This is a genomic window from Nocardia sp. CA-129566 (assembly GCF_050956075.1).
GTDB lineage: Bacteria > Actinomycetota > Actinomycetes > Mycobacteriales > Mycobacteriaceae > Nocardia.
On record NZ_CP192085.1, the window covers coordinates 7,955,166 to 7,981,931 of the forward strand.

General features: G+C 65.6%; 25 protein-coding genes. 11 read left to right on the forward strand and 14 right to left on the reverse strand.

Going from position 1 to position 26,766, the window contains the following annotated elements; translation table 11 throughout:
• Positions 1 to 14: 14 nt before the first annotated feature.
• From ACQP0C_RS35405 to ACQP0C_RS35430, 6 genes are all read right to left on the reverse strand, one after another.
• Positions 15 to 842, reverse strand: a complete 828-nt coding sequence (locus ACQP0C_RS35405) for an enoyl-CoA hydratase (RefSeq protein WP_433727198.1) — start codon at positions 840 to 842, stop codon at positions 15 to 17.
• Positions 843 to 844: 2 nt separating this feature from the next.
• The gene (mmsB, locus tag ACQP0C_RS35410) at positions 845 to 1,813 is read right to left on the reverse strand and encodes a 3-hydroxyisobutyrate dehydrogenase (RefSeq protein WP_433734739.1); all 969 of its coding nucleotides are present in this window, start codon (positions 1,811 to 1,813) and stop codon (positions 845 to 847) included.
• Complete coding sequence (locus ACQP0C_RS35415; protein ID WP_433727200.1) at positions 1,738 to 2,832, reverse strand: enoyl-CoA hydratase/isomerase family protein; 1,095 nt, start codon at positions 2,830 to 2,832, stop codon at positions 1,738 to 1,740. Before ACQP0C_RS35415 ends, mmsB begins: the two co-directional genes overlap by 76 nt.
• A complete protein-coding gene (locus ACQP0C_RS35420; RefSeq protein ID WP_433727202.1) occupies positions 2,829 to 3,968 on the reverse strand; it encodes an acyl-CoA dehydrogenase family protein in 1,140 nt (379 codons plus the stop codon). The genes ACQP0C_RS35415 and ACQP0C_RS35420 overlap by 4 nt, the downstream gene beginning before the upstream one ends.
• Before the next feature lie 29 nt (positions 3,969 to 3,997).
• The gene (locus ACQP0C_RS35425) at positions 3,998 to 5,497 is read right to left on the reverse strand and encodes a CoA-acylating methylmalonate-semialdehyde dehydrogenase (protein ID WP_433734740.1); all 1,500 of its coding nucleotides are present in this window, start codon (positions 5,495 to 5,497) and stop codon (positions 3,998 to 4,000) included.
• Between the two features lie 258 nt (positions 5,498 to 5,755).
• A complete protein-coding gene (locus ACQP0C_RS35430; protein WP_433727204.1) occupies positions 5,756 to 5,956 on the reverse strand; it encodes a hypothetical protein in 201 nt (66 codons plus the stop codon).
• Positions 5,957 to 6,242: 286 nt separating this feature from the next.
• On the opposite strand from ACQP0C_RS35430, the gene icmF reads away from it, so the two are divergent.
• Complete coding sequence (gene icmF, locus ACQP0C_RS35435; RefSeq protein WP_433727206.1) at positions 6,243 to 9,461, forward strand: fused isobutyryl-CoA mutase/GTPase IcmF; 3,219 nt, start codon at positions 6,243 to 6,245, stop codon at positions 9,459 to 9,461.
• Positions 9,462 to 9,475: 14 nt separating this feature from the next.
• Here the strand turns inward: icmF and ACQP0C_RS35440 are convergent, their stop codons facing one another.
• On the reverse strand, positions 9,476 to 9,880 hold the full coding sequence (locus ACQP0C_RS35440; RefSeq protein ID WP_433727208.1) for a Dabb family protein: 405 nt from the start codon (positions 9,878 to 9,880) through the stop codon (positions 9,476 to 9,478).
• 110 nt (positions 9,881 to 9,990) lie between these two features.
• Between ACQP0C_RS35440 and ACQP0C_RS35445 the strand changes: the two genes are divergently transcribed.
• The 4 genes from ACQP0C_RS35445 (at position 9,991) to ACQP0C_RS35460 (ending at position 13,949) form a co-directional block, all read left to right on the forward strand.
• Positions 9,991 to 10,620, forward strand: a complete 630-nt coding sequence (locus ACQP0C_RS35445; protein WP_433727210.1) for a TetR/AcrR family transcriptional regulator — start codon at positions 9,991 to 9,993, stop codon at positions 10,618 to 10,620.
• 73 nt (positions 10,621 to 10,693) lie between these two features.
• The gene (locus tag ACQP0C_RS35450) at positions 10,694 to 11,758 is read left to right on the forward strand and encodes an amidohydrolase family protein (RefSeq protein WP_433727212.1); all 1,065 of its coding nucleotides are present in this window, start codon (positions 10,694 to 10,696) and stop codon (positions 11,756 to 11,758) included.
• A gap of 223 nt (positions 11,759 to 11,981) precedes the next feature.
• Positions 11,982 to 13,499: a flavin-containing monooxygenase gene (locus ACQP0C_RS35455; protein WP_433727214.1), complete on the forward strand. Its 1,518-nt coding sequence runs from the start codon at positions 11,982 to 11,984 to the stop codon at positions 13,497 to 13,499.
• Positions 13,500 to 13,541: 42 nt separating this feature from the next.
• A complete protein-coding gene (locus ACQP0C_RS35460) occupies positions 13,542 to 13,949 on the forward strand; it encodes a DUF3224 domain-containing protein (protein WP_433727216.1) in 408 nt (135 codons plus the stop codon).
• 6 nt (positions 13,950 to 13,955) lie between these two features.
• Here the strand turns inward: ACQP0C_RS35460 and ACQP0C_RS35465 are convergent, their stop codons facing one another.
• The 4 genes from ACQP0C_RS35465 to ACQP0C_RS35480 form a co-directional block, all read right to left on the reverse strand.
• On the reverse strand, positions 13,956 to 14,720 hold the full coding sequence (locus ACQP0C_RS35465) for a helical backbone metal receptor (protein WP_433727218.1): 765 nt from the start codon (positions 14,718 to 14,720) through the stop codon (positions 13,956 to 13,958).
• On the reverse strand, positions 14,717 to 15,241 hold the full coding sequence (locus ACQP0C_RS35470) for a TetR/AcrR family transcriptional regulator (RefSeq protein WP_433727220.1): 525 nt from the start codon (positions 15,239 to 15,241) through the stop codon (positions 14,717 to 14,719). Before ACQP0C_RS35470 ends, ACQP0C_RS35465 begins: the two co-directional genes overlap by 4 nt.
• Positions 15,242 to 15,613: 372 nt before the next feature.
• The gene (locus ACQP0C_RS35475) at positions 15,614 to 16,381 is read right to left on the reverse strand and encodes an SWIM zinc finger family protein (RefSeq protein ID WP_433727222.1); all 768 of its coding nucleotides are present in this window, start codon (positions 16,379 to 16,381) and stop codon (positions 15,614 to 15,616) included.
• Complete coding sequence (locus ACQP0C_RS35480; RefSeq protein WP_433727224.1) at positions 16,378 to 19,368, reverse strand: DEAD/DEAH box helicase; 2,991 nt, start codon at positions 19,366 to 19,368, stop codon at positions 16,378 to 16,380. The genes ACQP0C_RS35475 and ACQP0C_RS35480 overlap by 4 nt, the downstream gene beginning before the upstream one ends.
• Positions 19,369 to 19,960: 592 nt before the next feature.
• On the opposite strand from ACQP0C_RS35480, the gene ACQP0C_RS35485 reads away from it, so the two are divergent.
• The 3 genes from ACQP0C_RS35485 (at position 19,961) to ACQP0C_RS35495 (ending at position 23,157) form a co-directional block, all read left to right on the forward strand.
• Complete coding sequence (locus ACQP0C_RS35485) at positions 19,961 to 21,286, forward strand: pentapeptide repeat-containing protein (protein ID WP_433734741.1); 1,326 nt, start codon at positions 19,961 to 19,963, stop codon at positions 21,284 to 21,286.
• 282 nt (positions 21,287 to 21,568) lie between these two features.
• Complete coding sequence (locus tag ACQP0C_RS35490) at positions 21,569 to 22,282, forward strand: TnsA-like heteromeric transposase endonuclease subunit (protein WP_433734742.1); 714 nt, start codon at positions 21,569 to 21,571, stop codon at positions 22,280 to 22,282.
• Positions 22,279 to 23,157 (forward strand): hypothetical protein, encoded by an 879-nt coding sequence (locus ACQP0C_RS35495; protein WP_433727226.1) that lies wholly within the window; start codon positions 22,279 to 22,281, stop codon positions 23,155 to 23,157. Before ACQP0C_RS35490 ends, ACQP0C_RS35495 begins: the two co-directional genes overlap by 4 nt.
• A 136-nt stretch (positions 23,158 to 23,293) precedes the next feature.
• Here the strand turns inward: ACQP0C_RS35495 and ACQP0C_RS35500 are convergent, their stop codons facing one another.
• The 3 genes from ACQP0C_RS35500 to ACQP0C_RS35510 form a co-directional block, all read right to left on the reverse strand.
• Entirely contained in the window at positions 23,294 to 23,431 is a 138-nt protein-coding gene (locus ACQP0C_RS35500; protein WP_433727228.1) for a DUF3224 domain-containing protein, read from the reverse strand.
• 143 nt (positions 23,432 to 23,574) lie between these two features.
• The gene (locus tag ACQP0C_RS35505) at positions 23,575 to 23,730 is read right to left on the reverse strand and encodes a hypothetical protein (protein WP_433727230.1); all 156 of its coding nucleotides are present in this window, start codon (positions 23,728 to 23,730) and stop codon (positions 23,575 to 23,577) included.
• Complete coding sequence (locus tag ACQP0C_RS35510; protein ID WP_433727232.1) at positions 23,727 to 23,966, reverse strand: hypothetical protein; 240 nt, start codon at positions 23,964 to 23,966, stop codon at positions 23,727 to 23,729. The genes ACQP0C_RS35505 and ACQP0C_RS35510 overlap by 4 nt, the downstream gene beginning before the upstream one ends.
• Positions 23,967 to 24,142: 176 nt before the next feature.
• Between ACQP0C_RS35510 and ACQP0C_RS35515 the strand changes: the two genes are divergently transcribed.
• The 3 genes from ACQP0C_RS35515 to ACQP0C_RS35525 all read left to right on the forward strand — a co-directional run bounded on the left by ACQP0C_RS35515 (position 24,143) and on the right by ACQP0C_RS35525 (position 26,759).
• A complete protein-coding gene (locus tag ACQP0C_RS35515; RefSeq protein WP_433727234.1) occupies positions 24,143 to 25,090 on the forward strand; it encodes a helix-turn-helix domain-containing protein in 948 nt (315 codons plus the stop codon).
• Positions 25,091 to 25,231: 141 nt separating this feature from the next.
• A complete protein-coding gene (locus ACQP0C_RS35520; protein ID WP_433727236.1) occupies positions 25,232 to 26,290 on the forward strand; it encodes an XRE family transcriptional regulator in 1,059 nt (352 codons plus the stop codon).
• Positions 26,291 to 26,396: 106 nt separating this feature from the next.
• Positions 26,397 to 26,759 (forward strand): hypothetical protein, encoded by a 363-nt coding sequence (locus tag ACQP0C_RS35525; RefSeq protein ID WP_433680695.1) that lies wholly within the window; start codon positions 26,397 to 26,399, stop codon positions 26,757 to 26,759.
• Positions 26,760 to 26,766 lie beyond the last annotated feature (7 nt).

The following is a 26,766-nucleotide window of genomic DNA, read 5'->3' on the forward strand; positions in this document are numbered from 1 at the left end:
AGTGCGGCAGGGTGTCAGCGGTTGGTGAACTTCGCCGGACGCTTCTCGACGAAGGCGGTCATGCCTTCCTTCTGATCCTCGATCGCGAACAGCGAGTGGAAGACCCGGCGTTCGAAGCGCAGGCCCTCCGACAGCGTGGTTTCGAAGGAGCGGTTCACCGCTTCCTTCGCGATCATGGTGACCGGGAGCGACATCGATGCGATGGTCTCGGCGACCTCGAGTGCGGTGTCGAGCAGTTCGGCGGCGGGGACGATGCGGGAGACGAGTCCGGCGCGCTCGGCTTCTTCGGCGTCCATATTGCGGCCGGTGAGCACCAGATCCATGGCCTTGGCCTTGCCGATCGCGCGGGTCAGGCGCTGCGAGCCGCCGATGCCGGGAATGACGCCGAGTTTGATCTCCGGCTGACCGAATTTCGCGTTATCGGCGGCGAGCAGGATGTCACAGATCATGGCCAGCTCGCAGCCGCCGCCGAGGGCGTATCCGGCGACAGCGGCAATGGTCGGCTTGCGGAACTGCGCCAGCCGGTCCCAGCGAGCGAAGTAGTCGTTCATGAACATGTCCATGTACGACTTGGGCTGCATCTCCTTGATATCGGCGCCGGCCGCGAAGGCCCGCTCCGAACCGGTGATGACGATGGCGCCGATCGCGTCATCGTGCTCGAGTTCGTCGAGCGCGGCAATGACATCGTCGAGGACCTGCGCGTTCAGCGCGTTCAGCGCCTTCGGGCGGTTCAGCGTGATCCAGCCGACCCGCCCCTTGCGCTCCAGCAGAATCGTCTCGAATTCACGCCCACTCGTCGCCCGGCCGCCATCCCCCACGGAATCGCTTCGCGATACATCCATCTTTAGGCACCCTCTTGGTCGGAACGGTTGCGGATATCGGTGACGATAGCGGAGAAGTCCCTTCCTGCCTGCGCCTGGTTGAAACGGGCGTAGATCTCGGCGGCGAGCAGTCCGAGTTGACCGTCGACGTCGTTATCGCGCAAGGCGTTCGCGGCCAGACCCAGGTCCTTGGTCATCAGCGCGGTGGCGAATCCGGGCTGGTAGTCGTTATTGGCCGGGCTGGTCGGCACCGGACCGGGGACCGGACAGTAATTGGTCAGCGCCCAGCTCTGGCCGGAGGCGGTGGAGACCACATCGAAGAAGGACCGGTGGCTCAGGCCCAGCTTCTCGCCGAGGACCAGGGCCTCGGACAGGCCGATCATCGAGATGCCGAGCAGCATGTTGTTGCAGATCTTGGCGGCCTGGCCGACGCCGGAGCCGCCGCAGTGCACGACCTTGCCGCCCATCACCTGGAGCACGTCGAGCGCATCGGCGAAGTCGGCCTCGCCGCCGCCGACCATGAAGGTCAGCGTGCCGGCGGCGGCACCCGCGACACCACCGGAGACCGGCGCGTCCAGTGCGCGATGACCCGCATTGCCGGCGAGGACGGCCGCCGCCTTGGCGTCGGCGACATCGATGGTGGAGCAGTCGATGAACAGGGTGCCGGCAGCGGCGGCGGGCAGCAGGTCGGCGTAGACGTCGAGCACCAGTTTGCCGTTGGGCAGCATGGTGATCACGACATCGCGGCCAGCGGCGGCCGCGGCGGCCGAATCCACCACGGTGGCACCGTCTTTGCGCGCCTGCTCCTGTGCGGCGGGAACCGGGTCGAAGGCGAGTACGTCATAGCCGGCCTTGACCAGGTTCGCGGCCATCGGCCCGCCCATATGGCCGAGACCGAGGAAACCGATCTTCTTCGTCACTTGTTTTCCTCCGGTGTTGTCCGGTCGCCGCGCGCGCTGCGCTGCGGCAAACCCAGTTCCCTGTCGCCCAATGCGACGAAGTACGCGTCGACCTGCGCGGCGGTGACATCGGCGAGCGCCGCGGGCGACCACTGCGGATTGCGGTCCTTGTCGATCACCTGCGCGCGAATGCCTTCGACCAGATCATGCGAGGACAGCGCGGCGATCGACACCCGGTACTCCTCGTTCAGCACCGCCTCGAGGCTTGTCGCGGCGCGGGCCGCGCGCAGCGAACGCAGCGTCACCTTCAGCGCCACGGGCGATTTGGCGAGCAGTTCGGTGGCCGCCTTGGCGGCCTCCGGCGATTCGTGTGACCGCAACCGATCGACGATCTCCTCGACGGTATTCGCGCTGTAGCAGGCGTCGATCCAGTCCTGCTGGGCCAGGAGTCCGGATTCCGGTGCGTCCGTGGCGAATTTGGCGATGGCGATCTCCGCGGTCTCGGTCCGCAGCGTTTCCAGCAATGCCGGAATGTCTTCCGAGGCCACGTAGTAGTCGGCGAAGCCCGCGGCAATGGCGTCACCGGCACTCATCCGCGCGGTGGTCAGTGCGACGTGCGTGCCGATTTCACCGGGGGTGCGGGCGAGCAGGTAGGTGCCGCCGACATCGGGGACGAAGCCGATACCTACCTCGGGCATGCCGATCTTGGAGCGTTCGGTGACGATGCGGTGGCTGCCGTGGCCGGAAAGTCCGACGCCGCCACCCATCACAATGCCGTCCATGATCACGACATACGGCTTCGGATAGCGGCCGATCAACGCATTGAGCACATACTCGTCGCGCCAGAAGACACCGGTAGCCGAATCGGCCGTGGTGGCACCGCTTTTCGCGTCATTGTGAATGGCGACGATATCGCCGCCCGCGCACAGCCCGCGCTCCCCGGCACCGGTGACGACCACGGTCTGCACCTCGTCATCATCCACCCAGGCCTGCAATGCCGCGGTAATGGCGAGGGCCATCGGATGATTCAGCGCATTGATGGCCTTGGGCCGGTTCAGCGTGATCAGACCGAGCCCGTCACGCTTGTCGATAATGACTTCGGACTCGTTCATGCTGCTCCTACCACCGAGCGGGCGACGACCACCCGCATGATTTCATTGGTGCCCTCCAGAATCTGGTGCACCCGCAGATCGCGGACGATCTTCTCCACGCCGTATTCGGCCAGGTAGCCGTACCCGCCGTGCAATTGCAGCGCCTTGTTCGCGACCTCGAATCCGGCGTCGGTCGCGAATCGTTTTGCCATGGCGCACAATTCGACCTTGTCATCGGCATCCGCATCCAACGCGGCCGCGGCTCGCCATAGCAGAGTCCGTGCGGCTTCCAGCGAGGTGCGCATATCCGCGAGCTGGAATTGCAGTGCCGGATTGTCCAGCAGTCGGTTGCCGAATGCCCTGCGCTCGGCCAGGTATGCCACCGACTTGTCCAGCGCCGACCGGCCGCCGCCGAGCGAGCAGGCGGCGATATTGAGCCTGCCGCCATTGAGTCCGTTCATGGCGATACGGAAGCCATTGCCCTCGCTGCCGAGCATATTGGCGGCGGGCACTCTGGCGTTGTCCAGAATCACCTGACGGGTGGGCTGTGCATTCCAGCCCATCTTCTTCTCATTGGCGCCGAAGGAAATTCCCGGGGTATCGGCCGGAACGATGAACGCCGAAATCCCGCGTGCACCAGCGTCGCCGGTACGCGCCATGATGACGTACACGTCGGTACTGCCCGCGCCGGAGATGAATTGCTTCACCCCGGTGAGCAAATAGTCGTCACCATCGCGAACGGCCTTGGTACTCAGGGCCGCCGCATCCGATCCGACACCCGGCTCGGTGAGTGCGTAGCTGCCGAGCCATTCCATCGAGGTCAGTCGGGGCAGCCAGTGGTTGCGCTGCTCCGCATTGCCGTAGCTGTCGATCATCCACGAAACCATGTTGTGGATGGAGATATACGCCGCGATGGCCGGGCAGCCGGTGGCCAGCTGCTCGAAGATGCGCACGGCGTCGAGCCGGCGCAGTCCGGAGCCACCGACATCCTCGCCGATGTAGATGCCACCGATGCCGAGCGAGCCCGCCTTGCGCAGCACATCCACCGGAAAGTGCTTCTGCTCATCCCATTCCAGGGCGTTCGGGGCGAGGTATTCGTCGGCGAAGTCGCGCGCCATCGCGGTGATGGCGCGCTCGTCGTCGTCGAGTGCGAACACGATCGTCAACCTCCCGTCGGATCGCTCGGTCAGTCCATCGTCGGAATGACGAAGTGGTTGCTGTCCTTCAGACCGGAGGGCCAGCGCTGGGTGACCGTCTTGGTCTTGGTGTAGAAGCGAATCGAATCCGGGCCGTGCTGGTTCAGATCGCCGAAACCGGAGCGCTTCCAGCCACCGAAGGTGTGGTACGCGATCGGCACCGGAATCGGCACATTGATGCCGACCATGCCGACCTGCACGCGGGCGGCGAAATCGCGTGCGGTGTCACCGTCGCGGGTGAAGATCGCGACACCATTGCCGTACTCGTGCTCGTTGGGCAGGGCGAGTGCTTCGTCGTAGTCCTCGGCGCGCACGATCGAGAGCACCGGACCGAAGATCTCTTCCCTGTAGATCCGCATTTCCCGGGTGACCTGGTCGAAAAGCGTCGCGCCCGTGAAGTAACCGCCCTCGCCGCCGTCCACCGCCAGGCCACGGCCGTCGATCACCAGTTCGGCGCCCTCGTCGATGCCGATCTGGATGTAGTTTTCGACCCGGCCGAGCGCGTCCTTGGTGACCAGCGGGCCGAAGTCGGCGCCCGCGTCGTCGGAGCGTCCGACATTCAGCTTGGCGATCCGCTCGATCAGCTTCTCGCGCAGGCGATCCGCGGTCTCCTGGCCGACCGGGACGGCGACCGAGATGGCCATACAGCGCTCGCCCGCCGAGCCGTAACCCGCGCCGATCAACTGGTCGGCGACATCGTCGAGGTCGGCATCGGGCATGACGATCGCGTGGTTCTTGGCGCCGCCGAAGCATTGCGCGCGCTTGCCGTTCGCGGTGGCGGTCTCGTAGATGTACTGCGCGATCGGGGTGGAGCCGACAAAGCCGACGGCCTTGACGGTCGGCGAGTGCAGGATCGCGTCGACCGCTTCCTTATCGCCGTTGACCACGTTGAACACACCCGCGGGCAGACCGGCCTCGAGGAACAGCTCGGCCAGTCGCAGCGGCACCGAGGGGTCGCGCTCGGATGGCTTGAGCACGAAGGCATTTCCACATGCCAGCGCCGGGCCGGCCTTCCACAGCGGGATCATGGCCGGGAAGTTGAACGGGGTGATCCCCGCGACCACGCCGAGCGGCTGACGCATGGAGTAGACATCGATCCCGGTGCCCGCGCTCTCGGTGTACTCGCCCTTGAGCAGATGCGGGATACCCGCCGCGAATTCGATGACCTCGATGCCGCGCTGGATATCGCCCTTGGCATCGGCAATGGTCTTGCCGTGCTCGGAAGACAGCAGGGCCGCAAGGGAATCCATCTCGTCCTGCACCAGCGTCAGGAATTTCATCAGCACCCGCGCCCGCTTCTGCGGATTGAACGCGGCCCACACCTGCTGCGCCTCGGCGGCATTCGCGATGACGGCATCGACCTCGGCCCTGGACGCCAGCGGCACTCGCGCCTGCACCTCGCCGGTATTCGGATCGAAGACATCGCCGAAGTTGCCCGAGCCCCCGGCGACATGCTGTCCGCCGATGTAATGAGTCAGTTCGCGAACCATGCCAGTCCTGTTCTCGTAGTCGACGTCGCGCATCGCGCGATCTACGGGGATCCTATAGTTGGATGTCCAAGTAAAAATAGAGGCGCGGACGGAGTGTGATCGATCCCACGGCAACCGCCGAGCGAACTACGACCCCGGTACGACCTCCCGGTGTGGGCGGTGCTGCGCAGACCCGTCATGAGCGCATTGATGCCCGAGCGCGGGCGCAAAATCCTCGAGATGAACCGGTCCGCCGTGGTCAGCGGCTCTTCGATGCCTTCACCCGGTCGGCGAGCCGAATTCGGTGATCGCCGCGACCGCGACGGCATCGCGCATACCGGTGGCGACCGCTGGTGCCTCCACCGCGGTCCACGCTCCGGAGCCGATTTCACACCACCATGCGATCCGATCGACGCACTCGGTGATCCACCGTCGGACCGCACCGGACTTCGGAGCCTCGCGCGACGCGTCTGCACTCATCCCGATTGCACCACCTTGCGAATTCGTCCGAACCGAGGAGCCCGCGAAGAGCGCAGCCCATGCCGCCACTGTCCATCGGAACTCGAGTCCAGGCGAATGTCGCGAGTTGCGGTCACGGTGAACCGAATTATTCGACAGCCATGCGGCCACCGACGGCTTCCTCTTTTCGAGAAACCCACCAGTGGTCGCCAGGGCGCGTTTACCTAGCGCTGTGACCGCCATCACCGTAAGATTAGTTTGACGTCCTAGTATCGGGCGCCATACAGGATCTCCCCCGGAGGACCCCGTGGCCGATAGCACCGCGCTCCACACGCCCACCCATCCCGTCCGATTCGTGACCTCGGCCGCGCTATTCGACGGGCATGATGCCGCGATCAACATCATGCGGCGGATTCTGCAGGCGCAGGGTGCCGAGGTCATTCACCTAGGGCACAATCGCGCGGTCAGCGAGGTCGTCGACGCGGTGCTCACCGAGGATGTCCAAGGCGTCGCGGTGAGTTCGTATCAGGGCGGACACGTCGAATACTTCGAATATCTCGCCGATGCGCTGAAAAAGGCAGGAGCCGAACATGTTCGGATCTTCGGTGGCGGCGGCGGGGTGATCGTCGCCGAGGAGATCGCGCGACTCGCCGAATCCGGTGTCACCATCTTCTCCCCCGAGGACGGCCAGCGACTCGGCCTGCCCGGCATGATCAATCAGCTCATTCGTGCCTGCGATATCGATCTCGCCACCGAGCCACCGGTGCTGGACGCGGTGCTCGCCGGTGAGCGGGCCGCACTCGCCCGTGCGATCACCTGCCTGCAGCAGGACACGCTGCCGGAATCCGATCGGCAGGCCCTGGCCACGGCCGCCGCCGCGCGCACCGTGCCGGTCCTCGGTATCACCGGCACGGGCGGCTCCGGAAAGTCCTCGCTCACCGACGAATTGGTGCGGCGTCTGCGTTCGGATCAGCAGGACAAACTGCGGGTCGCGATTCTCGCGGTGGATCCGACCCGGCGGCGCGGCGGCGGCGCGCTGCTCGGCGACCGCATCCGGATGAACGCCCTCGACGGCGAGCACATTTTCTTCCGTTCGCTGGCCACTCGCGGTGGCCACGAATTGCCGCAGAATATCGATGCCATCGTGACCGCATGCAAGGCAGCGGGATACGACCTGGTGATCCTGGAAACCCCGGGCATCGGCCAGGGCGACGCCGCGATCACCGACCACGTCGATGTGGCGATGTATGTGATGACAGCGGAATTCGGCGCGGCCTCCCAGCTGGAGAAGATCGATATGCTGGATTTCGCGGATGTGGTGGCGATCAATAAGTTCGAGCGCCGCGGCGCCGAGGACGCACTGCGGGACGTATCGCGCCAGCTGGTACGCAATCGCGAGGAGTTCGCGAAGTCTCCCGAGGCTATGCCGGTATTCGGCACCAGCGCGGCCACCTTCAACGATGACGGGGTGACCGCGCTCTACCAACACCTCACCGGATTGCTCGCCGCGCGCGGTCTGCCCATGGAGCCGGGCGTACTTCCGAAGGTGAATACTCGCGCCTCCACCAGATTCGCGCAGATCATTCCGCCCGCCCGGGTGCGCTATCTCGCCGAGATCGCCGAAACGGTGCGTGACTACCACGCCGTGACCGCCGAACAAATCGTCGCGGCACAACGCTTGCAGCGCCTCGACCAAGTGGCGGCCGAACTGCCCGAGGCGACCGCGGTGGCCGAGCTGGCCGAAAAGGCGCGCGCCGCACTGCATGCCGACAATGCCGCACTGCTCACGGACTGGCCCGCACTCGCCGAGTCCTATCGGGGCGAGGAGCAGGTGGTGCGGGTCCGCGATCGCGAGATCCATACCCCGCTGCGGCGGGAGACATTGTCCGGCAATTCCGTTCCGCGCGTCGCGCTGCCCCGATTCACCGACCACGGTGAACTGCTGCGGTTCCTGCGTTCGGAAAATCTGCCCGGCCGCTTCCCGTTCACCGCGGGCGTGTTCGCGTTCAAGCGCGATAACGAGGATCCCGCGCGGATGTTCGCGGGCGAGGGCGATCCGTTCCGCACCAATCGGCGGTTCAAGGTGCTCAGCGAACATGCCGAGGCGACCAGGCTTTCCACGGCCTTCGATTCGGTGACGCTCTACGGTCACGACCCCGCCGAACGTCCGGATATCTACGGCAAGGTGGGCACCTCGGGTGTTTCCATCGCCTCCCTCGACGATATGAAGGCGCTCTACGACGGCTTCGATCTGACCGCGCCGACCACCTCGGTCTCGATGACGATCAACGGCCCGGCCCCGACCATCCTGGCCTACTTCCTCAATACCGCCATCGACCAAGCGCTGGAACGCTTTTCGACGGCCGAGGGCCGCGAGCCCACCGCCGAGGAGGCCAAAGACATCACCGCGCGGACCCTGGCGACGGTGCGCGGCACCGTACAGGCCGACATCCTCAAAGAGGACCAGGGACAGAACACCTGCATCTTCTCCACCGAATTCAGCCTGCGCATGATGGCCGATATCCAGGAATGGTTCGTGCGCAACAGCGTTCGCAATTTCTACTCGGTCTCGATCTCCGGCTATCACATCGCCGAGGCCGGTGCGAATCCGATCAGTCAGCTGGCCTTCACGCTGGCCAATGGATTCACCTATGTCGAGGCATATCTCGCGCGCGGGATGCAGATCGACGACTTCGCACCGAACCTGTCGTTCTTCTTCTCCAATGGCATGGATCCGGAGTATTCGGTCATCGGCCGGGTCGCCCGGCGGATCTGGGCCATTGCCATGCGAGATCGCTACGGCGCCAACGAACGTTCGCAGAAGTTGAAGTACCACGTCCAGACCTCGGGCCGCTCACTGCACGCACAGGAGATGAGCTTCAACGACATTCGCACCACCTTGCAGGCGCTCATCGCCATCTACGACAACTGCAACAGCCTGCACACCAATGCCTATGACGAGGCGGTGACCACGCCCACCGCGGAATCGGTGCGCCGTGCGCTGGCCATTCAGCTCATCATCAACCGCGAGTGGGGCATCGCGATGAACGAAAACCCGCTCCAGGGCAGCTTTCTCTTCGATGAACTGACCGATCTCGTCGAGGAGGCCGTACTCGCCGAATTCGATCGCATCAGCGAGCGCGGCGGAGTCCTCGGCGCCATGGAGACCGGCTACCAGCGCGGCAAGATCCAGGATGAATCCATGCGGTACGAGCACCGCAAACACGATGGCTCACTGCCGATCATCGGCGTCAACACCTTCCGCAACCCGCACGGGGAACCACATCGGGTCATCGAATTGGCGCGCGGCACCGAAGCGGAGAAGCAGTCACAGCTCGAGCGTGTGCGCGAATTCCAGAACACCCATCGCGACGCCGCACACGCCGCCCTCGCCCGCCTGGACGCGGTGGCCCGCACCGACGACAACATCTTCGAGGTCCTGATGGACGCCGCCCGAGTCTGCACCCTGCAGCAGATCACCGACACCTTCTTCACCGTCGGCGGCCAATACCGCCGCAACGTGTGAAATAGGTTGGGTGATCAGAAGATTCGCACCTCCGGAATCGAATCCATCTGACGCGCCCACTGCGGGTACTTCGCCAACTTCGCCTCGTTCAGCGCCATGATCTTCTGGCGCAGTTCGGGATCCGGGTCATCCGAGACGTCGGGTCCGATGGCGAGCTTCTGGAAGTGCGGGATGATCTGCGGATCACCGGCCAGGTGCACCGGATCGTGCAGATAGCGCTCCAGGGCGGACAAGTCTTCGATGCCGACGCAGTAGGCGTGGGTCAACTCCTCGTCGCTGGAGTCGCCCAGATTCTGGCCGACGGTAGCGAATGAGACCGATTCGACCGATGCCGTGCGCTGCATGAGTGCCAGCACCTCGGCCTTCTGTTCCTCGGTGGTCTCGGCACGGAAACCGAAGCGCAGCAGATGAACGATCATGGATGCCTCCTTGTTTGAACTAGCGAGTTCAATCTAGATAACTGACCGGTCAATGCACAAGAGTGAACCCGCAAGTTCATTCAAGGCCGCGCAGGCGCTAACATGCAGGAGTGACGGGAACGACGGCGGCGCGCGGCCGCATCGATAAGCGGCAGGCGATCCTGGACGTCGCATTCACCGTCTTCGCGCGGCGCGGCTACGACAAGGCGTGTGTGCAGGAGATCGCGGACGAGGCAGGTGTCGCCAAGCCGACGGTCTACAACCACCTCAATGACAAGCAGACCCTGTTCCGGCAGGCCGTACTCGCCGCCGCCGATGCCGTATCCGCCGAGACCCTGGCGATCATCGACCGACTCCGCGCACCCGGCGACGACCTCACCGCCACCCTCACCGAGACGGCGCGAGCGCTGCTCGCCGAGTGCTCGAGCGACCGCGCCCGTTCGCTGCGCGCGCTGACCTACGCGCAGCTCGCGGCCTTCCCCGACCTGGCCGACACCGTGCTGGAGCGCACCTCGCGACGCATTGCCGAAGCGCTGGCCGATCGGCTCGCTCGACTCGCCCTTTCCGGTCGTCTGCGGACCAACGATCCGGCGCAGGCCGCCGAACAGCTGCTCGCACTGCTCACCGCGCCGCTGGAGGCCCGGTCCCGGCTCGGCACCCGCGAGGTGAGCGCGGCCGAACAGCGCGATATCGCCGACGCGGCGGTGCGGACCTTCCTGTCCGCGTACGGGTCCCGCTGATTGCGAACGCGACCGAATACGCACATGTGACAATCGCGACGTCAGGGCTTCGACACGATTGGGGACGGCGGACATGGCGCTATCGGACATCCGGATAATCGACGCGCATATTCATCAATGGGACCCATTCACCACGCCCCGTGAATTCAGCCCGGTCGCGAAGATGTTCCGGGCGGTGCCGCTGCCGATCGATGTGGCCAAATGGCTGGCACCGCGTAAGGATCGCGAATTCGTCGGGGATCCTTCGGCTTATGCGCAGGAATACCTGCCGGCGAACTATCGCGCGGATGCCGCTGACCTGCCGGTCGAGGCGATCGTGCACATCGAGGTCGCCTGGACCGGGCCGGATAGGTCCGAGGAGACGGCGTGGGTGGCCCGGCTGCCATTCGGCGGCGACAATCCCGGCCTCGGCGCGATCATCGGCGCCGCAGATCCCGCGGCACCGGATTTCGCCGAACTCCTCGATGCGCACGCCGCCGCAGCACCGCTGCTGCGCGGCATTCGCGCGCATGTGGCGCATCACCCCGATTCGGGCGTGCGGCCGTATACGAAGATCGAAAGCGCGCTCACCACAAAGGCATTCCTGAACGGATTCGCACTGCTGGCCGAGCGCGGGCTCACCTTCGAAGCCTGGCTGTATTCGCACGCACTACCGGATCTGACCGCATTGGCCCAGCGCTATCCCGAGGTGCCGATCGTGCTCGACCATCTCGCTACCCCGGCGGGCATCTTCGGTCCGATCGGCAAACACACCGGCGCCAATCCGAGCCAGCGCCGCGAATTGTTCATCCGCTGGCGTGACGACCTCACCGCGCTCGCCGAAAATGCCAATGTGGTGGCCAAAGTCAGCGGCCTCATGATGCCCGTGCTCGGCCACCCGGTGCCACGACGCGGCACCTCGACCCCCGTTCCCGTGCTACTGGACCGGATTCGCCCGCTCTTCGAGCACGCCTATGACGTATTCGGACCCGATCGCCTGATCTGGGGATCCAATTTCCCCGTGGACAAACCGATAACGACCATCCCCGACAGCGTCGAGATCATCAGCACCGCGATCACCGAGCATGGTGGCGGCCGGACCGAACTCGAACAGATCTTGCGCACCAACGCCCAGCGAACCTACCGAATCGAATCCTGATACGCCGATGGCAAAGGTTTCACACAACTGACCGAGCTGATCCGGAACTCGGTTCGTTGACAAGCTACCGCGTCGAGCGCCTAATTGATGGCAGCTGCGGACAGTTTGGTCGGGGCGATACCGATCGGATCCGCCGGGGTTGCCGATGCCGGGCGATTGCGGATTCGGCGTACCTCGGCCGAACAAAGGAGTTCCCATGAATGCGGCGGCGCGGAGCGATTCGATGCGGGGTGATGATCGGGCGACGGGCGGGCGCAACGGTATCGATCACGAGGTGATCATCGTCGGGGCCGGATTCTCCGGGATAGGAGCGGCGATCAAGTTGCGGGAGGCCGGATTCGAGGACTTCCGCATCGTCGACGAGGCCGATGGCGCGGGCGGCACCTGGCATTGGAATACCTATCCCGGTGTGGCGGTGGATATTCCGTCATTCAGCTATCAGTTCTCCTTCGATCAGCGGGCCAGTTGGTCGCGGGTGTACGCACCCGGACACGAGCTGAAGGCTTACGCCGAATCGTGCGTGGACAAATACGAGTTGCGTTCCCGAATCCGGTTCGGCACCAGCATTACCGAAGCGGCGTTCGACGAGGACGGGCAGCTGTGGCGGTTGCGCACCGGCGCGGGCGCGGAGCTGACCGCGCGGTTTCTGATCAGCGCGACCGGTGTGCTCACCCGGCCCAAGCTGCCGGAGATCCCGGGCGTCGCCGACTTCGCCGGTGTCACCATGCACACCTCGCGCTGGGATCACGAACAAGATCTGCGCGGCAAGCGCGTCGCGATCATTGGCACCGGGGCATCGGCGGTGCAGGTTATTCCCGAAATCGCGCCCCGGGTAGCGCATTTGACGGTATTCCAGCGCACGCCGATCTGGTGCCTGCCCCGCCCGGATATGGCATTGCCGCGGCCGGTCCGGTGGGCGCTGCGAATGCCGGGCGGCCGGACACTGACCCGACTGCTCAGCCAGACCTACGTCGAATTCACCTTCCCGATCTCGGCGCACTACTACGGCACGGTGCCGATGGCGCGGATCGCCGAGCGCGCGGGGCTGGCCCATCTGCACAACCAGGTCGATGACCCGGCGATCCGCGAAAAGCTCACACCACGTTATGGATTGGGATGTAAGCGGCCCAGCTTCTCCAATGACTACCTGGCCACCTTCAATCGTTCGAATGTCACGCTGGAGACCGACCCGATCGCCGCGATCACACCGACCGGCGTGCGCACCGCCACCGGCACCGAGCACCCGGCCGATGTGCTGATTCTGGCGACCGGCTTCAAGGTGATGGAGTCCGGCAATATGCCGACCTACGATCTGCGCGGCGTCGACGGCCTCGATCTCGAAAAGTGGTGGGACGACAACCGTTTACAGGCGTATGAGGGCGTGAGCGTGCCGGGCTTCCCGAACTTCTTCTCGATCATCGGCCCCTACGGCTACAACGGGTCGTCCTATTTCGCCCTGATCGAGAACCAGACCCGCCACATCATGCGCTGCCTGCGGCATGCGCGGGCGGACAATGCCACCCGAATCGAGGTCACCCGCGAGGCCAATGACCGGTTCTTCCAGGAGATGCTGGCCCGGCGCGGCGGACAGGTCTTCTGGCAGGACAGCTGCGCATCGGCCAACAGCTATTACTTCGACAAACACGGCGATGTGCCGCTGCGTCCGACCACGACAGTCGAAGCCGCTTGGCGCAGCGGGCACTTCGACCTGGCCGATTACCGCTTCACCAGGGCGGCATAGCGCGAGCCGAACTTGTCGGTGCCGATCGTTACCATCTGCCGCATGAAAGCAACCGGCACCTTCGCCGTCGCCTCCTTCGTCCCCACAGACGTCGTGCCGGATCCGGCCATCACCACCGCCCTGCCGGTCGGCATCGCTACCATCTCGAAGGAATACGCCGGTGAGATCACCGGACGCTCGGCGACCCTGTTCACCGCCGCCTTCGACCAGGCGACGGGTACCGGGACCTATGTCGCCATGGAGTCGTTCGAGGGCGCGCTGCACGATCGCGCGGGCAGATTCAACTTCGCGCATTCGGCAACCACCCACGGCTCCGATCGCACCGCCGAATTCTTCACGATTGTCCCGACCAGCGGCACCGGCGAGCTCACCGGCATCTCCGGCACCGGCGGTCTCACTGTCGACAGCGATGGCGTGCACCACATCTGGTTCGACTACGAACTCGACTGACCATCCTCAGGTGACGAAGGCCTCGCCGATCTGGCGGGTCAATGTGTCCCGGGCCGTGGCGAGTGACGGTCCGTACCAGGTGAGGCTGCGGCCTTCGACCAGGGCGACCGGAAGGCCCGGGAAGGCTTCGGGGCCATCCGATCTGGTGAATGCGTAGGGCTCATCCGGTAGAAGGACGAGTTCGACGTCGCGGGTCAACTCGTCCTCGGCGACGTGCGGGTAGCGCCCGGGGCGGTCGGCGTGCACGAGGCGGAGTCCGAGGCGCGCGGCCAGGTCGCCGGTGAAGGTGTCATGACCGACCACCATCCAGGGATTGCGCCAGATCGGGATCACCGTATTGCGCCCCGGTTCGGGAGGTGGTGTGGCCCAGGATGATTCGGCTTCGACAAGCCAATCCGGCACCTGGCCGCCCAATGCCTCGGTGAATAGTCGGCGCAGCGAGGCGAAGCCTTCCGCCAACGTCTCGATTTTGGTGACCCACACCGGTATATCCGCATCGCGCAGGCGCTCGACGTCAATGCGCCGGTTCTCTTCCTGATTGCACACCACCAGATCCGGCGCGAGTTCGATGATTCGGCGCACATTCGGGTTCTTGGTGCCGCGCACCCGGTCCACGTCCAGATCGTCGGGATGCGTACACCAAACCGTTGCCGCGACAAGGATTTCGGGACGGCTCACCGCGATGGCTTCGGTCAAGGACGGAACCAGCGACACCACCCGTCGAACCGGACGGCCGAGCGCGACGTCCGCGCCGAGATCATCGATGGTCATGACAGGACCCGGCGGCAGAGGATGCGCAACCGTTCGGGTGGCACGGTCGGCAGTACATTGCCCGCGCCGAGTACGAGCAGGTAGAGGATCTGCGCCGTCTCCTCGGCCGCGTCCTCGGCGTATCCGCAGTCCATGAGCAGGGTGCGCAGGACACCGAGCCGGGTGCTGTCCACGCGTTCCTTCGCCGCGGCGGCGATCGGATCGTCCAGCGCCCAAGCGCGCACGGCCACCTCGATGCTGGCGGGCTCGTCATCCTCGAGCACCAGATCGATGAGCAGTTCGAGTCGGCCGCGCGGATCGAGGTCGGCCGCCTCGATCTCGCGCAGATATCGCGTGGTGTGCTGCTCCTCGAAGTGGCCGAGCAGCGCGGATTTGTAGCCGGACATACCCGAAAAGTGGTGGTAGAACGAACCGGTGCTGAGTCCGGTCGCCGCGACCAGTTTGTCGATCGTGAGCCCGGTCGGCCCGGCTGTGCCGAGGATCACCAGCCCTGATTCCAGCCATGAAGTCTTGCCCGCCACGCTCGACAGCCTATAACATAATTTTTGTTCTGTTCTTGGGGCGCGCCATAATCGTCCGCATTTACGGAGGTCGCGATGACCGCGATGACCACATCGCCCGCACCGAGCGCCAGCACATCCGCCCGCTGGGCCGCACCCGTTCAGATCACGGGTGCCGCACTCGTCGGGCTGATCGGAGCAGCACACCTGCTCGTCGTGCACACCTTCAATGGTGATGACTCCGCTGGCGAAGAGGTGCTCAACGAGCTGGCGGCCTGTGCTGGATTGCGGCGCTCTACTTTCCCGAACCGGCGATCGCGGTATCCGGCCTCGCGACACTGTGTTTCGCGGCCGTACTGGTTGCCGGGCCCGTCGAACGGCGCTGAACCGCGATCAGCGCTCCAGCGCGTCATAGAGCGCGCGCAGATCACGCAGCCCGGCCGCGGCCATCGGCTCGTCCTCGGCGATCATCCGTAGCGCCCGGCGCAGCAGTATCGGATCCAGATCGTCGATGGCGGGACGGAATTCGACGTTCGGCAGGTCGGGCAAGTGCGTCCGATCGCCGTAGGGATCGTCGGATACCGCCGGGCGGGTATCGCGTTCGATGCCGATAATGAGCGTATCCAGGTCGAGGCCGCGCAGGGTGAGGATTTCGCGGGGACGCTCGTCGAGACGTTCGGCGAGCAGATAGCAGACCGCCGCCACATGCTTACACGGCCAGCCGGGGTCCGGGCAGGTGCACGAGAAGTCGAGGTCCGCGGCCGTCGTCGGGAGCAGATGTTCGCCCAGGCTTATCGGCAAAGCGCCGGAGGCGATTTCGGCGAGCACGCCGGGCGCGGTCCGAATGGTCTCGATGAGCAGTTCCAGTTCCGCATCGCGCAGCGGCCGAATGGCGAAGACCGCGGTGAACGGGCGCGGCTGACTTCCCTGCACTTCCGCGGTGACCGCGCCCGGTTCGATCCGGTAGCTCACCACCTGCCCGGCCCTGGCGTAGGTGCGGCCGCGGGCCAGGCGACCGGGTTCGGCCATCGCCTCGACCGCCTCGATCAGCGCCTTGCCCCACCAGGTGCGCCCGAATCCGCCACGGCGGCTGCGCGCTTCGACCTTGCCCTTGACCGGACGGCGCTTGCCGTACTTGCGGTAATCCTCGAAGGGGCTCAATCGCCGACCGCCTCGGCGCCGAGGGCGAACAGCTGGTGCAGTTCGTCGGTACTCAATTCGGTGATCCAGTTCTCCCCGGCGCCGATGGCCAGATCGGCGAGTTGACGTTTGCCGCTGATCATCTCGTCGATCTTCTCCTCGATGGTGTCGACGCAGATCAGCTTGCGCACCTGCACATTGCGCTGCTGACCGATCCGGAAGGCCCGGTCGGTGGCCTGGTTCTCGACCGCCGGATTCCACCAGCGATCCAGGTGCACAACATGATTGGCGGCGGTGAGATTCAGTCCGGTGCCACCGGCCTTGAGCGATAGCAGCATCAGCGGCGGACCGCCCGGCTCCTGGAATCGCTCGACCATGGTGTCGCGCTGCTTCTTGGGCACCCCGCCGTGCAGGAAGGGAATCGCGGTGCCGAAGCGCTCGATGAGATACGGGGCGATGAGATCACCGAATTCCCGGAACTGGGTGAACAGCAATGCCTTCTCGCCGTCCGCGAGCACCGCATCGAGAACATCCTCGACCAGTGCGAGCTTGCCGGAGCGGTGGCGTCCCCGGTGCAGTACGCCCGAACCGTCACCGAGGAAGTGCGCGGGATGGTTGCAGACCTGCTTGAGCCGAGTCAGCGCGCCGAGCACGGCACCCTTGCGCGCCATACCCTTCGCATCCTTCAGTTTGGCCATCATGTCGTCGACCACCGCCTGGTACAGCGCCGCCTGCTCCACGGTCAGGTTGGCGCGCACCGTCATCTCCAGCTTCTCCGGCAGATCGCTGATGACGGTGGGATCGGTCTTGACCCGGCGCAGCACGAACGGCTGGGTCAGGGTGCGCAGCCTGCTGATCGCGTTCTCGTCCCGATCGCGCTCGATCGGCACGGCGAAGCGGGCACGGAAGGTCTGTGCGCTGCCGAGCACCTTCGGCATCGTGAAATCCAGAATCGAGCGCAACTCCTCCAACCGGTTCTCCACCGGAGTTCCGGTGAGCGCCAACCGATGTCGCGCGGGCAGCGCGCGGGCGGCCTTCGCCTGCCTGGTCCCGGCATTCTTGATGTGCTGTGCCTCGTCCAGCACCACGCGGTCCCACTGCTGGCGGGCCAATTCGACCGCGTCCCTTGCCAGGAGCGAATAGGTGGTGATCACCAGATCCGCATCGGCGACGGCTTCGTCGAGTTCGTCGCCGACCCGCCGCCCCGCGCCGTGATGCACCAGTACACGCAGGTCCGGCGCGAACCGCTCGGCTTCGCGCTGCCAGTTGCCCACCACCGACATCGGGCACACCAGCAGTGTCGGCCCCGGTGCACCATCGTCTGGTCGGATGCGGCCCTCGATCCGTTCGGCTCCGCCGCGCCGCGCCGCACTGAGCGAAATGACTTCCGCCGCAACGTATTGCGCGGAATCCTCAGATTCGTTGGCCGCGACCGGTAGCGCGGTGCCTACCTCTTGGCCGGTGCGGGCGGCGTCTTCGGTCCGCGAGCGGCTGGTCTCGCGTTCGTGCACCAGCAGGGCGAGCACCTGCACCGTCTTCCCCAGCCCCATATCGTCGGCCAAGATTGCGCCCACGCCATAGCGGCTCATGGTGGCGAGCCAGGCGAGGCCGCGTTCCTGGTACGGCCGCAGTTGCGCTTTGAGGCCGACCGGCGGAGTGACCGGTTCGGGTTCGCGGGTCCGGTCCAAGAGGTCCGCGGCCCAGCCGGTCGCGGTGACCTCGGTGATCGGGACCTTCTCGACATGACCGGTGACGAGTTCGCCGACCAGATCCGCGAAGGTGATTTCGGAGTCGTCGAGATGGGCTGCGACATAGCGGGCGGCCGCGGCCAGCATCTTGTGGTCGGCCTGCACCCATTCGCCGCGCAACTGCACCAGATCCGATTTCGAGCGGATCAGCCGGACCATTTCGGCCTTGGTCAGCACGGTATCGCCGAGCGCGAGTTCCCAACGGTAGGAGACGAGTCCGCGCATACCGACGGTGCTCTCCGCGGCGGGGACGGCGCTGTCCACCCGCAGCCGCATGGTCGGCGCGGAGATATTCCAGGCCCGCGGCAGCAGTAGCCGGACACCGGCGGCCTGCAACGCGTGTGCACCGTGCTCGACCAGATCCGCGACCACCTCGGTCGGCAGCAGCAGATCCATCGATTGCGGATCGTTCGGCAGGTCACGCAGTCGCGGATAGGCCCGCGTCGCCTCCCCCAGCTTCTCGATCGCCGTCCGTACCAGCACCGGATCACCCAGCAGCGGAACCGGATCCGGCGCTTGTCCATCGGTGCGCAAACAGACCTGTAGTCGCCACAGCGCCACCGAATCATCGGCATCAGCATCGACATCGGCCTCGCCGAAGGCGATATCGCCCTCCGGCTCCAGCAACCGCAGCACCAACTCCGGCTCATCCCCGGTCAGACTCGCCCGCCAGCGTTCCAGTACCTCGGCGAGTTGATGACTGCCGCCATCGAGGGCGACATCATCGATCAGCGCGGCCACCAGCGGATGCGCCGACGGCGGCGGATCCATCAGCTCCCTGGCGATCGGATCGGCGAGCTCGGTGACCATATCCTCGAGCAGCATTGCGGGCTTGCCCGCGACGCGCAGTGCGGGCGGCATCGCCACCGCCAACTCCGCTAGCCACGCGCGCTGCCGCTCCCCGCCGACCAATCGCCATCGCACCCACCACTGCCCGTCATCCCGGCGCAGCTCCGGTGTCACCCGCCCGGCCCGCACCCACCGCTCGACCCCGTGCGCCACATGCGCGAGAAACCGCAGATCCCCCGAAACCGCCTCGACGGGCAGCCGCTGGCGCAAGGCCACCGCGGCCGCAGCGGGCACCATCGCATGCGCCCGAACCTGCTCGGTCTCCGCATCCACCCCGTTGACCAGCACCTGCGCCCGATGCCGGAACTTCGACGCCACCAGCACCGCACCCAGCGGATCGGGCAGCGCGACAACCGGGGCCTCCTGCCACAGCAGCAACCCCGATCCCGGCGACCACAGACCGTGCAGCATCACCCCATCCAATCAGGTGCCTCCGACAACGCGCGGCCGGCGGCCGGCGGTCACCTCACCCGACTGCAGAACCTTCAGCCTGTTGAGCGCTGCCGCGAGATCGGACGGTGGGGGGAAATCGCGGCGGCTGCGCTCGGACTTCGGCACGCCGTCGTCGGTCTCCGCGCGGTCAGATTTCGGAGTCGGCTGCACGGATTTCCGAAGCGATGCGACGCTCCACCGGCGACCGCGAGACGTCCTGAACAGCAGACTTCGGTTGTCGTACGGGCCATGCCGACTCCACGTGCGTGTCGAACAGGTCGCGCAGCAGGGGCTCGGCCAGAATCGAGCGATGCTCGAGTGGGTGGTTGAGCGCAACGAAGCAGTCGGCCGCCGCGCCACAGGGATCCGAAAAGTAATCGGCCGTCGGGTCGGACGGATCGGACTGTCCTCCGCAGTCTCCGGCGCGCTGTGCGGCGGACTAGCCGTGGCGTTTGTCGCCTACCAGGTCCTGCACAGGATCACGCCGACCAGCGATGTGGCCGCCGCGCCGATCGATATCACCAAGCTTGCGTTTACCGTGGTCGCCGGAGTTGGTGGTGTGGTCGCGTTGGTGATCGCCTACCGGCGCCAGCGGGATGTCGAGCAGAGTCGGTTCGTGGAACGGTTCGGCGCCGCGGCCGCGCAGCTCGGCGCCAGCGATGTCGCGGTCCGTATCGCCGGGGTATACGCGATGGCCGGTGTCGCCGACGAATCCAACGGACTACGCCGCCAGCAGTGCATCGACGTGCTATGCGGGTATCTCCGCCTGCCCTATACACCCGAACTCGGCGGCAACCACCAGACCAAGGAAGTGCTCAAGCACCCGACCCCGGATGCTGGCTCGGAGCGGGAACAGCACTTCGAATACCGGCAAAACGACCGCGAAGTCCGCAAAACTATCGTCCGCGCCATCGTCACCCATCTGCGCCCCAACGCTGAATACAGCTGGTCTGCATGTGATTTCGACTTCTGCACGGCACACTTTGAAGACTCTGATTTCAACGGCGCGACGTTCTCCGGCGATGCCCGGTTCGAGGATGCGACGTTCACCGACGACACCTCGTTCGGGGGTGCCGAGTTCGCCGGCATCACCTCGTTCGACCACGCGACCTTCTCCGGCAACGCCCGGTTCAAGGAAGCGACGTTCTCCGGCATCACGTCGTTCGACCACGCGACCTTCTCTGGCACCGCCGAGTTCGAGGGTGCGACGTTCACCGACGACGCTCGGTTCGTGGAGGCGACCTTCTCTGGCGATGCCCGGTTCATGGACGCGACCTTCTCCCGCGATACCCTGTTCAGGAACGCGACCTTCTGTGGCGATGCCCGGTTCGTGGACACGACCTTCTCCCGTAATGCCCTGTTCGGGAATGCGAAGTTCTCCCTCAGCGCCTGGTTTCCGAATGCGACGTTCTCCGGCGAAGCGTGGTTCGCGAATGCGACGTTCTCTGGCGACACCTGGTTCAAACAAGCGACGTTCACCGGCGACACCGCGTTCCGGAATGCGACGTTCACCGGCGACACCTCGTTCAAACAAGCGACGTTCACCGGCGACACCGCGTTCCGGAATGCGATATTCACCCGCGACACCACGTTCATGGAAGCGACATTCTCCGGCGAGACCTCGTTCAAGGAAGCGAAGTTTCGCAGCAACACCTCGTTCGGGGGTGCCAAGTTCTCCAGCATCACTTCCTTCGACCACGCGGCGTTCTGCGGTGACACCCGATTCCTGGGCGCCAGTTTCTCCGGCATCACCTCGTTCGTCGCACCAAAGCAGTGGGGCCCGCCCGCTCCGGCTCCAGTGTTCGACTGGGACACCAACGTCACTCAGAAGCCTGCCAATGTCGAACCTCTAGATTGGCCACCGGCCACTACGCCGCCGTCGGCTCACGGCGAATGACGGGTGTCGAGAATCCCTTCTCAACACCCAATGCCTCCTTGTCATCCGGTTGCCCTGGTCGAAGGCCGCAGCCTCACCTGGTATGGCCCGTCACTGGCCACGTGTTCGTTCTCGCTGCACTTGACGCAGATTCTCACAAACCGGACGCATCTTGAGTTTTTCTCACGTACATGACGCAGGGCCGCTGCAGTGCCGTCGTTGATGCCGTGAGCAATCTTGGGATGTGATGTGACAGTAGCCGTTTCGTCGACAGCGGAGCATCCGTTCGGCTACCGGTTCGCTGTGCGGTATCTGGCGCAAGGGAAGCGGGGGATCGAAGAACGGAGAATCCCGCTGGCCGCTCTGGACTGGAGTATCCAGTTCGAGCGGGTTCTCCCGGTCCGGGGGTTCACCTCGTTCCCTGGTCAACGTAGCTTTTCAGGATCGTGGTGGGCGGCTACCTCGGGTGAGATGGTCGGGTTCGAATCGTGGCTGGAACGCAACCAAGTGATGGTCATGGATCAGGCGCATGATGTGATCGGTTTTGCCTCCCAACCCTTTTGGCTGACTTGGCGCGATGGCAGCCGCGAACGGCGTCACGCCCCGGACTACTTCGCCCGGCTGGCCGACGGAACCGGCGTGGTCATCGATGTCCGGGCCGATGATGCGATCGAACCGCAGGACGCCGAAGCGTTCGCGCTCACCGCGCAGGCATGCGAGAGCGTCGGGTGGAGCTATCGGAGGGTCGGCGCACTCGAGCCGGTGCTGGCGGCGAATCTGCGCTGGCTTGCCGGTTACCGGCATCCACGGTGCCACCATCGCGAATACGCCGGCGCGTTGATGGGGTTGTTCGCCCGGCCGGGCCTGCTGCTGGAGACGGCCGAGCGGGCCGGAGACCGGATCGCGGTGCTTCCGGTGCTGTTCCACCTGCTGTGGTCGGGTGCGCTGACTGCGGATCTGACCACGGCTCCGCTGACCGCGGCGACCGTGGTCACCGTCGCCGGAGACCGTCGGTGACGGTATCGCGACCACCGGATCTGCGGCCCGGCAACCGAATTCGCTTGGGCGAGGCCCACTACGCGGTGTCCGGGGTATCGGCGGCCACGGTCTGGCTCGTCGACGAGGACGGCGAGGAGTCCTCGGTCGAGCGAGCCGCCCTGTTCGCCGATCCTGGATTCGGGATGGCCGACTCGACGCGGGCTCCGCTTCCCGCGCAGGCGCTGTTGGACGGCTTCTCACCGGAGGTGGCAGACCAGGCCCGCTGGTGGGAGCAGCACCTGGTGGAGGTGCTGTCCGGGGTGCCGCCGCGGGCCGATCCAGGGGTAACGCCCCGGCCGGAATACGACATTACAACCAGCACGCTGCGGCAGCGGGAGATCGCCAAGGTCGCCGAGCTGGAGGCCGCCGGGAATCCGGTGTCGCTGAGGAAGTTTCAGCGGATGCGGCGCAGCTACGAGACCGAAGGGCTACTCGGGCTCGTCGACGGCCGCACCGCCGGGCGGCGCGCAACGCGCATCGATGACCGGGTCGTGGAGGCGGTTCGTGCCGCCGTCGCGGGCGAGGCCGATCGCTCGACCGGCACCGTCAGCCGGCTGCGGCGGCGGGTGGAGAAGATCCTGGCCGACGAGCACGGATTCACGCCAGCCCTACCCCGAAATCGTCGCCCTGACCAGCATGTTCTGCGAACCCCGCTGGCGCGGCCTCGCCAGCACCAACGACGCGCACGACCTGGACCAACTCTGCGCCGAGATCAGCCGCCGGATCGGCCAGCCCTATCAACCCTCCAGCAACCGCGACCCGATGACCCGCTGGATCCGCGAACAAGACCCACCACCCATCAGCCCACACGCCATCGACTGGTGAAAAAACAACAATCTGCGACAACTACATGAGAAACCTTGCCGCCCAAACCTTCTCACCTACTTGACGCACCCCAGCTCAGATGCGTCAACTCCGATGAGAACGAACACCACGGCCCGTGACACGTTGACCCGCCAGATCGGCGAGGCCTTCGTCGTCTGAGGACGGTCAGTCGAGTTCGTAGTCGAACCAGATGTGGTGCACGCCATCGGCGTCGACGGTGAGACCGCCGGTGCCGGAGATGCCGGTCAGCTCGCCGGTGCCGCGGCCGCTGGTCAGGCGTCGACACCGAAGGCGGCCGATCATTCGGTTCGACATTCGCTGGTTCGCCGACACGTCCTCGCGACAATCGAATTCCGGTGGCGGCGGACCCACCGCCCAGGCGCAGTGAAAACGACTCGTCCGGAACCGAAGTCGGTAGCGGCGAAACTGTTCTGGCCTCGGATCGCTCATCGGTCCCGATCTTCGTCCTCGATACGTGCTCGGATCGCCTGCACCGTACGGTCTTTCGGGATGCGCTCGGGCCAGCAGGTCACCGCGACGATCACGGCCAGGGGCAGCCCGATCGCGACGACGTACCCGAGCACGATCCATCCGCTGCTCATCGAGTCTCGCTGTGCACGACGGACAGCGGGTCTACGTCGGTCGGCGCGCGCATCGCCGCGGCAATCGCCGAAAGCACGTCGGCGTCGGGCTCGGCGAACTCGACTTCCCATCCGTCGCTATCGACCAGTGACCATGCCCCGTCGTCGCGCTGGAGATAGCTGTACCCCTGGTCGTCGTCCGGAGCTATCGCCAGCTTCCTTGCGTCTTCGTCATCGAATCGCGCGGGCAGTTCCATCTCCCGACCCCCTTCAGCCGTCCGTGGTGGTGAGCACCCACCGCCGGGGTGCCGATGAGGGCATGGCATCGACCCGGCGGCGGGGCTGAAAAACACGCTGGGCGTGCGACTTTCGGTAATGGAGTAGTTCGGCGTCCACAGGCGTCTACTGCACTGAGCACGTTAGGCTTGGTCGTATGGAACCCGGTGCGCTGATGCGCGCCGCTCGCGAGGCGGCGGGTATCTCGCTGCGCGCTATGGCCGAGCGGAGCTACTACAGCCGGGCGTACCTGTCACTCATCGAGACCGGCCAGCGCCCGGTGCCTGCCGGTGTCGTCGCTGCCTACGAAAGGGTGCTGGGCGCGGACCTGGAGCGGCTGACGGCGGTGGCGCGAGCGCCAGCCAGCGTCGACCCCGTCGCCCTGTCCGACGTGGCACTAATGCTGGCGGCTACGCGCCGAATCGAGGACGCGGCAGGGGCTTTGACAGTTCTACCGGCCGTCCGGGGCATGGCCGAGATGGCCGAGGCCTTTGCCGGTGAGGCGCGTACGGGACGGAGCAACGCGGCGTGCCTCGCGTCAGAGATCACGCAGTATCGGGGATGGCTGGAGCACGCGATCGGAGCCGACTCTGCCGCCCGGCGAAGCCTCGGCACGGCAGTGAGCCTGGCGAAGGAGTCCCGCGACCCGGATCGGATTGCGCACAGCCTGGGCTTTCTGGGCTACGTGACTGTCAGCGCGGGGAATTACGGCGAAGTCCTAGCACTGTCGGACGCCGCGCTCGCGGTACGGGACGCGCACCCCGTCATCACGGCCTACGGACGGATGCGGCGAGCCGAGCTATTGGCCTCGCACGGACATACGCGCCGAGCACAACGCGCGCTGGCTCTGGCCGACGCTGCGACGGAAGCGGCGGACGGCATCGAGGCCCCCGCGTCGATGTACTGGTGGAGCACTGGATTCGGAGCCGTGCAGCGTGGCGGCGTTCTGGCGCTGCTGGGGTACACAGGCGAGGCAATCGAGGAAGCGACACACGGGCTGGCCGCGATGCCAGCCGAGCATCGCAGGTCCGAGTGGTTGGCATCAGCGCTTTGCCGCGTCGACCCGGACATGAGCGCGGGCGATTCGTTCGCATCGCAGACATGACACCTGGCGGTGGCGACACCACTGGTCTGTCGCTGATCGAGTCCGGCAAACGTGCTGTGCCCGCCGCTGTCATCGCCGCGTACGACCGCGTTGGGCGAATCGGCAGACGGCGAGCGGGCTGGCGCCGAGTGGGTTCGGCGCGTGGCCGCGTCGGATGTCGGTGGTGACACCCTCGACCGCCTGGAACTGGCTGTCGATGATCTGGCGTCGGCGTACTCGACCAGTCCGCCCGGTGAGCTGCTGGACGATATCCGGCAGCATCTCGGCTATGCCGCACGATTGATGGATGGCAAGAAGACCTTGATCCAACATCGGCGTCTCCTGGTCGCAGCCGGTTGGCTGTCCTTGCTGGCGGGCACCTGCCATATCGACCTGGGTGAACTGTCGGCCGCGGCGGCGCGGCTGCGCGTGGCCCGCGATATCGCCGACGAAGCGAACCACCCGGAGATTTCGGCGTGGTGCCTGGAAACACGCGCCTGGCAACAGCTCATCAATGGTGAGTTCGCCGTAGCCGCCGAACTGTCACGCGCCGCGCAGGATATCGCCCCGGCGGATGGCTCGGCCTACATCCAAGCGACCGCACAAGAGGGCCGCGCGTTGTCGCGGCTCGGTGACAGCCACGGCACATACGGGGCGCTGCGCAAGGTCGCCCGGTTGGTGTCCGGGATGCGCGTCCCCGATCGACCCGAACACCATTTCCGCTATGACCCCGCGAAGTCCGACGCCTACGTAGCCACGACGTTGTCATGGATCGGGGATCCCGCCGCCGAGGCGTATGCGCGGAATGTCCTTGCCGATCTCGCGGGCGCTGCGTCGGTCCGGCCGCGCCGAATCGCGACGGCGAATATAGATCTGGGCTTGGCGCTGGTAGCGGCCGATAAGCCGGACGAGGCGGCTGACGTCACGCTTGCGGCCGTGATTTCCGGCCGCCTGGTCCCGTCGAACTTCTGGCGCGTCGCCGAGGTGGTCTCCGGAATCGAGGGCCGAGACGCACCGGATGCGGCAACCGTCCGCGACGCGTTTCGCGACACCTACCCGGCGAAGTCGAGCGCATACCGACCGACCGCGCATCGCGGATGTGAACATCTGACGGCGGCGACATCGCTGGTCAACGATAGTTTCCAGGATGCAGGGCCAGACACATATAGATTGGACACAGCGATACCGGCTGGACACGAATCAGTCTCTGACCTCGACTAGATGGACTGATCGCTACCACTCGGACAAAATTCGGAGAATACTGGTATATCCGCTGGTCATCGCACGAGAACCGCAGTTGGGTGTCAACGGAAGCGGAGGGCAAAGCATGACGATTCTGCTCCAGGTACTCGAGCAGAGCTTCACGCCGACTACGCCGTGGGAACGGCGCAAATTCACCTTCGTCAATGCCGACAAGATCGTCGGCATGCGACTCGACGGCCAATCGGGCGTCTGGCTGGACCTGTCGCGTCCCGGTGAATCTCAGCGTCTGGCCCGAACCCTGGACCCGCGTGAGGCGGTCACGTTCCTGCTCAACACCTTCGCGAAGATCGCCGAATGCGAGGAGCGCGGCGGCTCGTGGCTGATCGGGCACGATGGCGCGCACCCGGAGTCCATATCGGCGACCAGATTCCCGCCACGGACGAGCGAAGTCGCCAATGACGAACTGCTGGCGCGCGCCTGGTTGTGAGCCCTGA

Excerpts from the sequence above, each read along its gene's own strand:
- ACQP0C_RS35500 (WP_433727228.1), bottom strand. The coding sequence starts at position 23,431 with ATGATCGGCCGCCTTCGGTGTCGACGCCTGACCAGCGGCCGCGGCACC.
- ACQP0C_RS35465 (WP_433727218.1), bottom strand. The coding sequence starts at position 14,720 with ATGACCATCGATGATCTCGGCGCGGACGTCGCGCTCGGCCGTCCGGTT.
- ACQP0C_RS35505 (WP_433727230.1), bottom strand. The coding sequence starts at position 23,730 with ATGAGCAGCGGATGGATCGTGCTCGGGTACGTCGTCGCGATCGGGCTG.
- ACQP0C_RS35430 (WP_433727204.1), bottom strand. The coding sequence starts at position 5,956 with ATGAGTGCAGACGCGTCGCGCGAGGCTCCGAAGTCCGGTGCGGTCCGA.
- ACQP0C_RS35515 (WP_433727234.1), top strand. The coding sequence starts at position 24,143 with ATGGAACCCGGTGCGCTGATGCGCGCCGCTCGCGAGGCGGCGGGTATC.
- ACQP0C_RS35480 (WP_433727224.1), bottom strand. The coding sequence starts at position 19,368 with ATGCTGCACGGTCTGTGGTCGCCGGGATCGGGGTTGCTGCTGTGGCAG.
- ACQP0C_RS35525 (WP_433680695.1), top strand. The coding sequence starts at position 26,397 with ATGACGATTCTGCTCCAGGTACTCGAGCAGAGCTTCACGCCGACTACG.
- ACQP0C_RS35440 (WP_433727208.1), bottom strand. The coding sequence starts at position 9,880 with ATGATCGTTCATCTGCTGCGCTTCGGTTTCCGTGCCGAGACCACCGAG.
- ACQP0C_RS35510 (WP_433727232.1), bottom strand. The coding sequence starts at position 23,966 with ATGGAACTGCCCGCGCGATTCGATGACGAAGACGCAAGGAAGCTGGCG.
- ACQP0C_RS35460 (WP_433727216.1), top strand. The coding sequence starts at position 13,542 with ATGAAAGCAACCGGCACCTTCGCCGTCGCCTCCTTCGTCCCCACAGAC.
- ACQP0C_RS35415 (WP_433727200.1), bottom strand. The coding sequence starts at position 2,832 with ATGAACGAGTCCGAAGTCATTATCGACAAGCGTGACGGGCTCGGTCTG.
- ACQP0C_RS35450 (WP_433727212.1), top strand. The coding sequence starts at position 10,694 with ATGGCGCTATCGGACATCCGGATAATCGACGCGCATATTCATCAATGG.
- ACQP0C_RS35405 (WP_433727198.1), bottom strand. The coding sequence starts at position 842 with ATGGATGTATCGCGAAGCGATTCCGTGGGGGATGGCGGCCGGGCGACG.
- ACQP0C_RS35455 (WP_433727214.1), top strand. The coding sequence starts at position 11,982 with ATGCGGGGTGATGATCGGGCGACGGGCGGGCGCAACGGTATCGATCAC.
- ACQP0C_RS35425 (WP_433734740.1), bottom strand. The coding sequence starts at position 5,497 with ATGGTTCGCGAACTGACTCATTACATCGGCGGACAGCATGTCGCCGGG.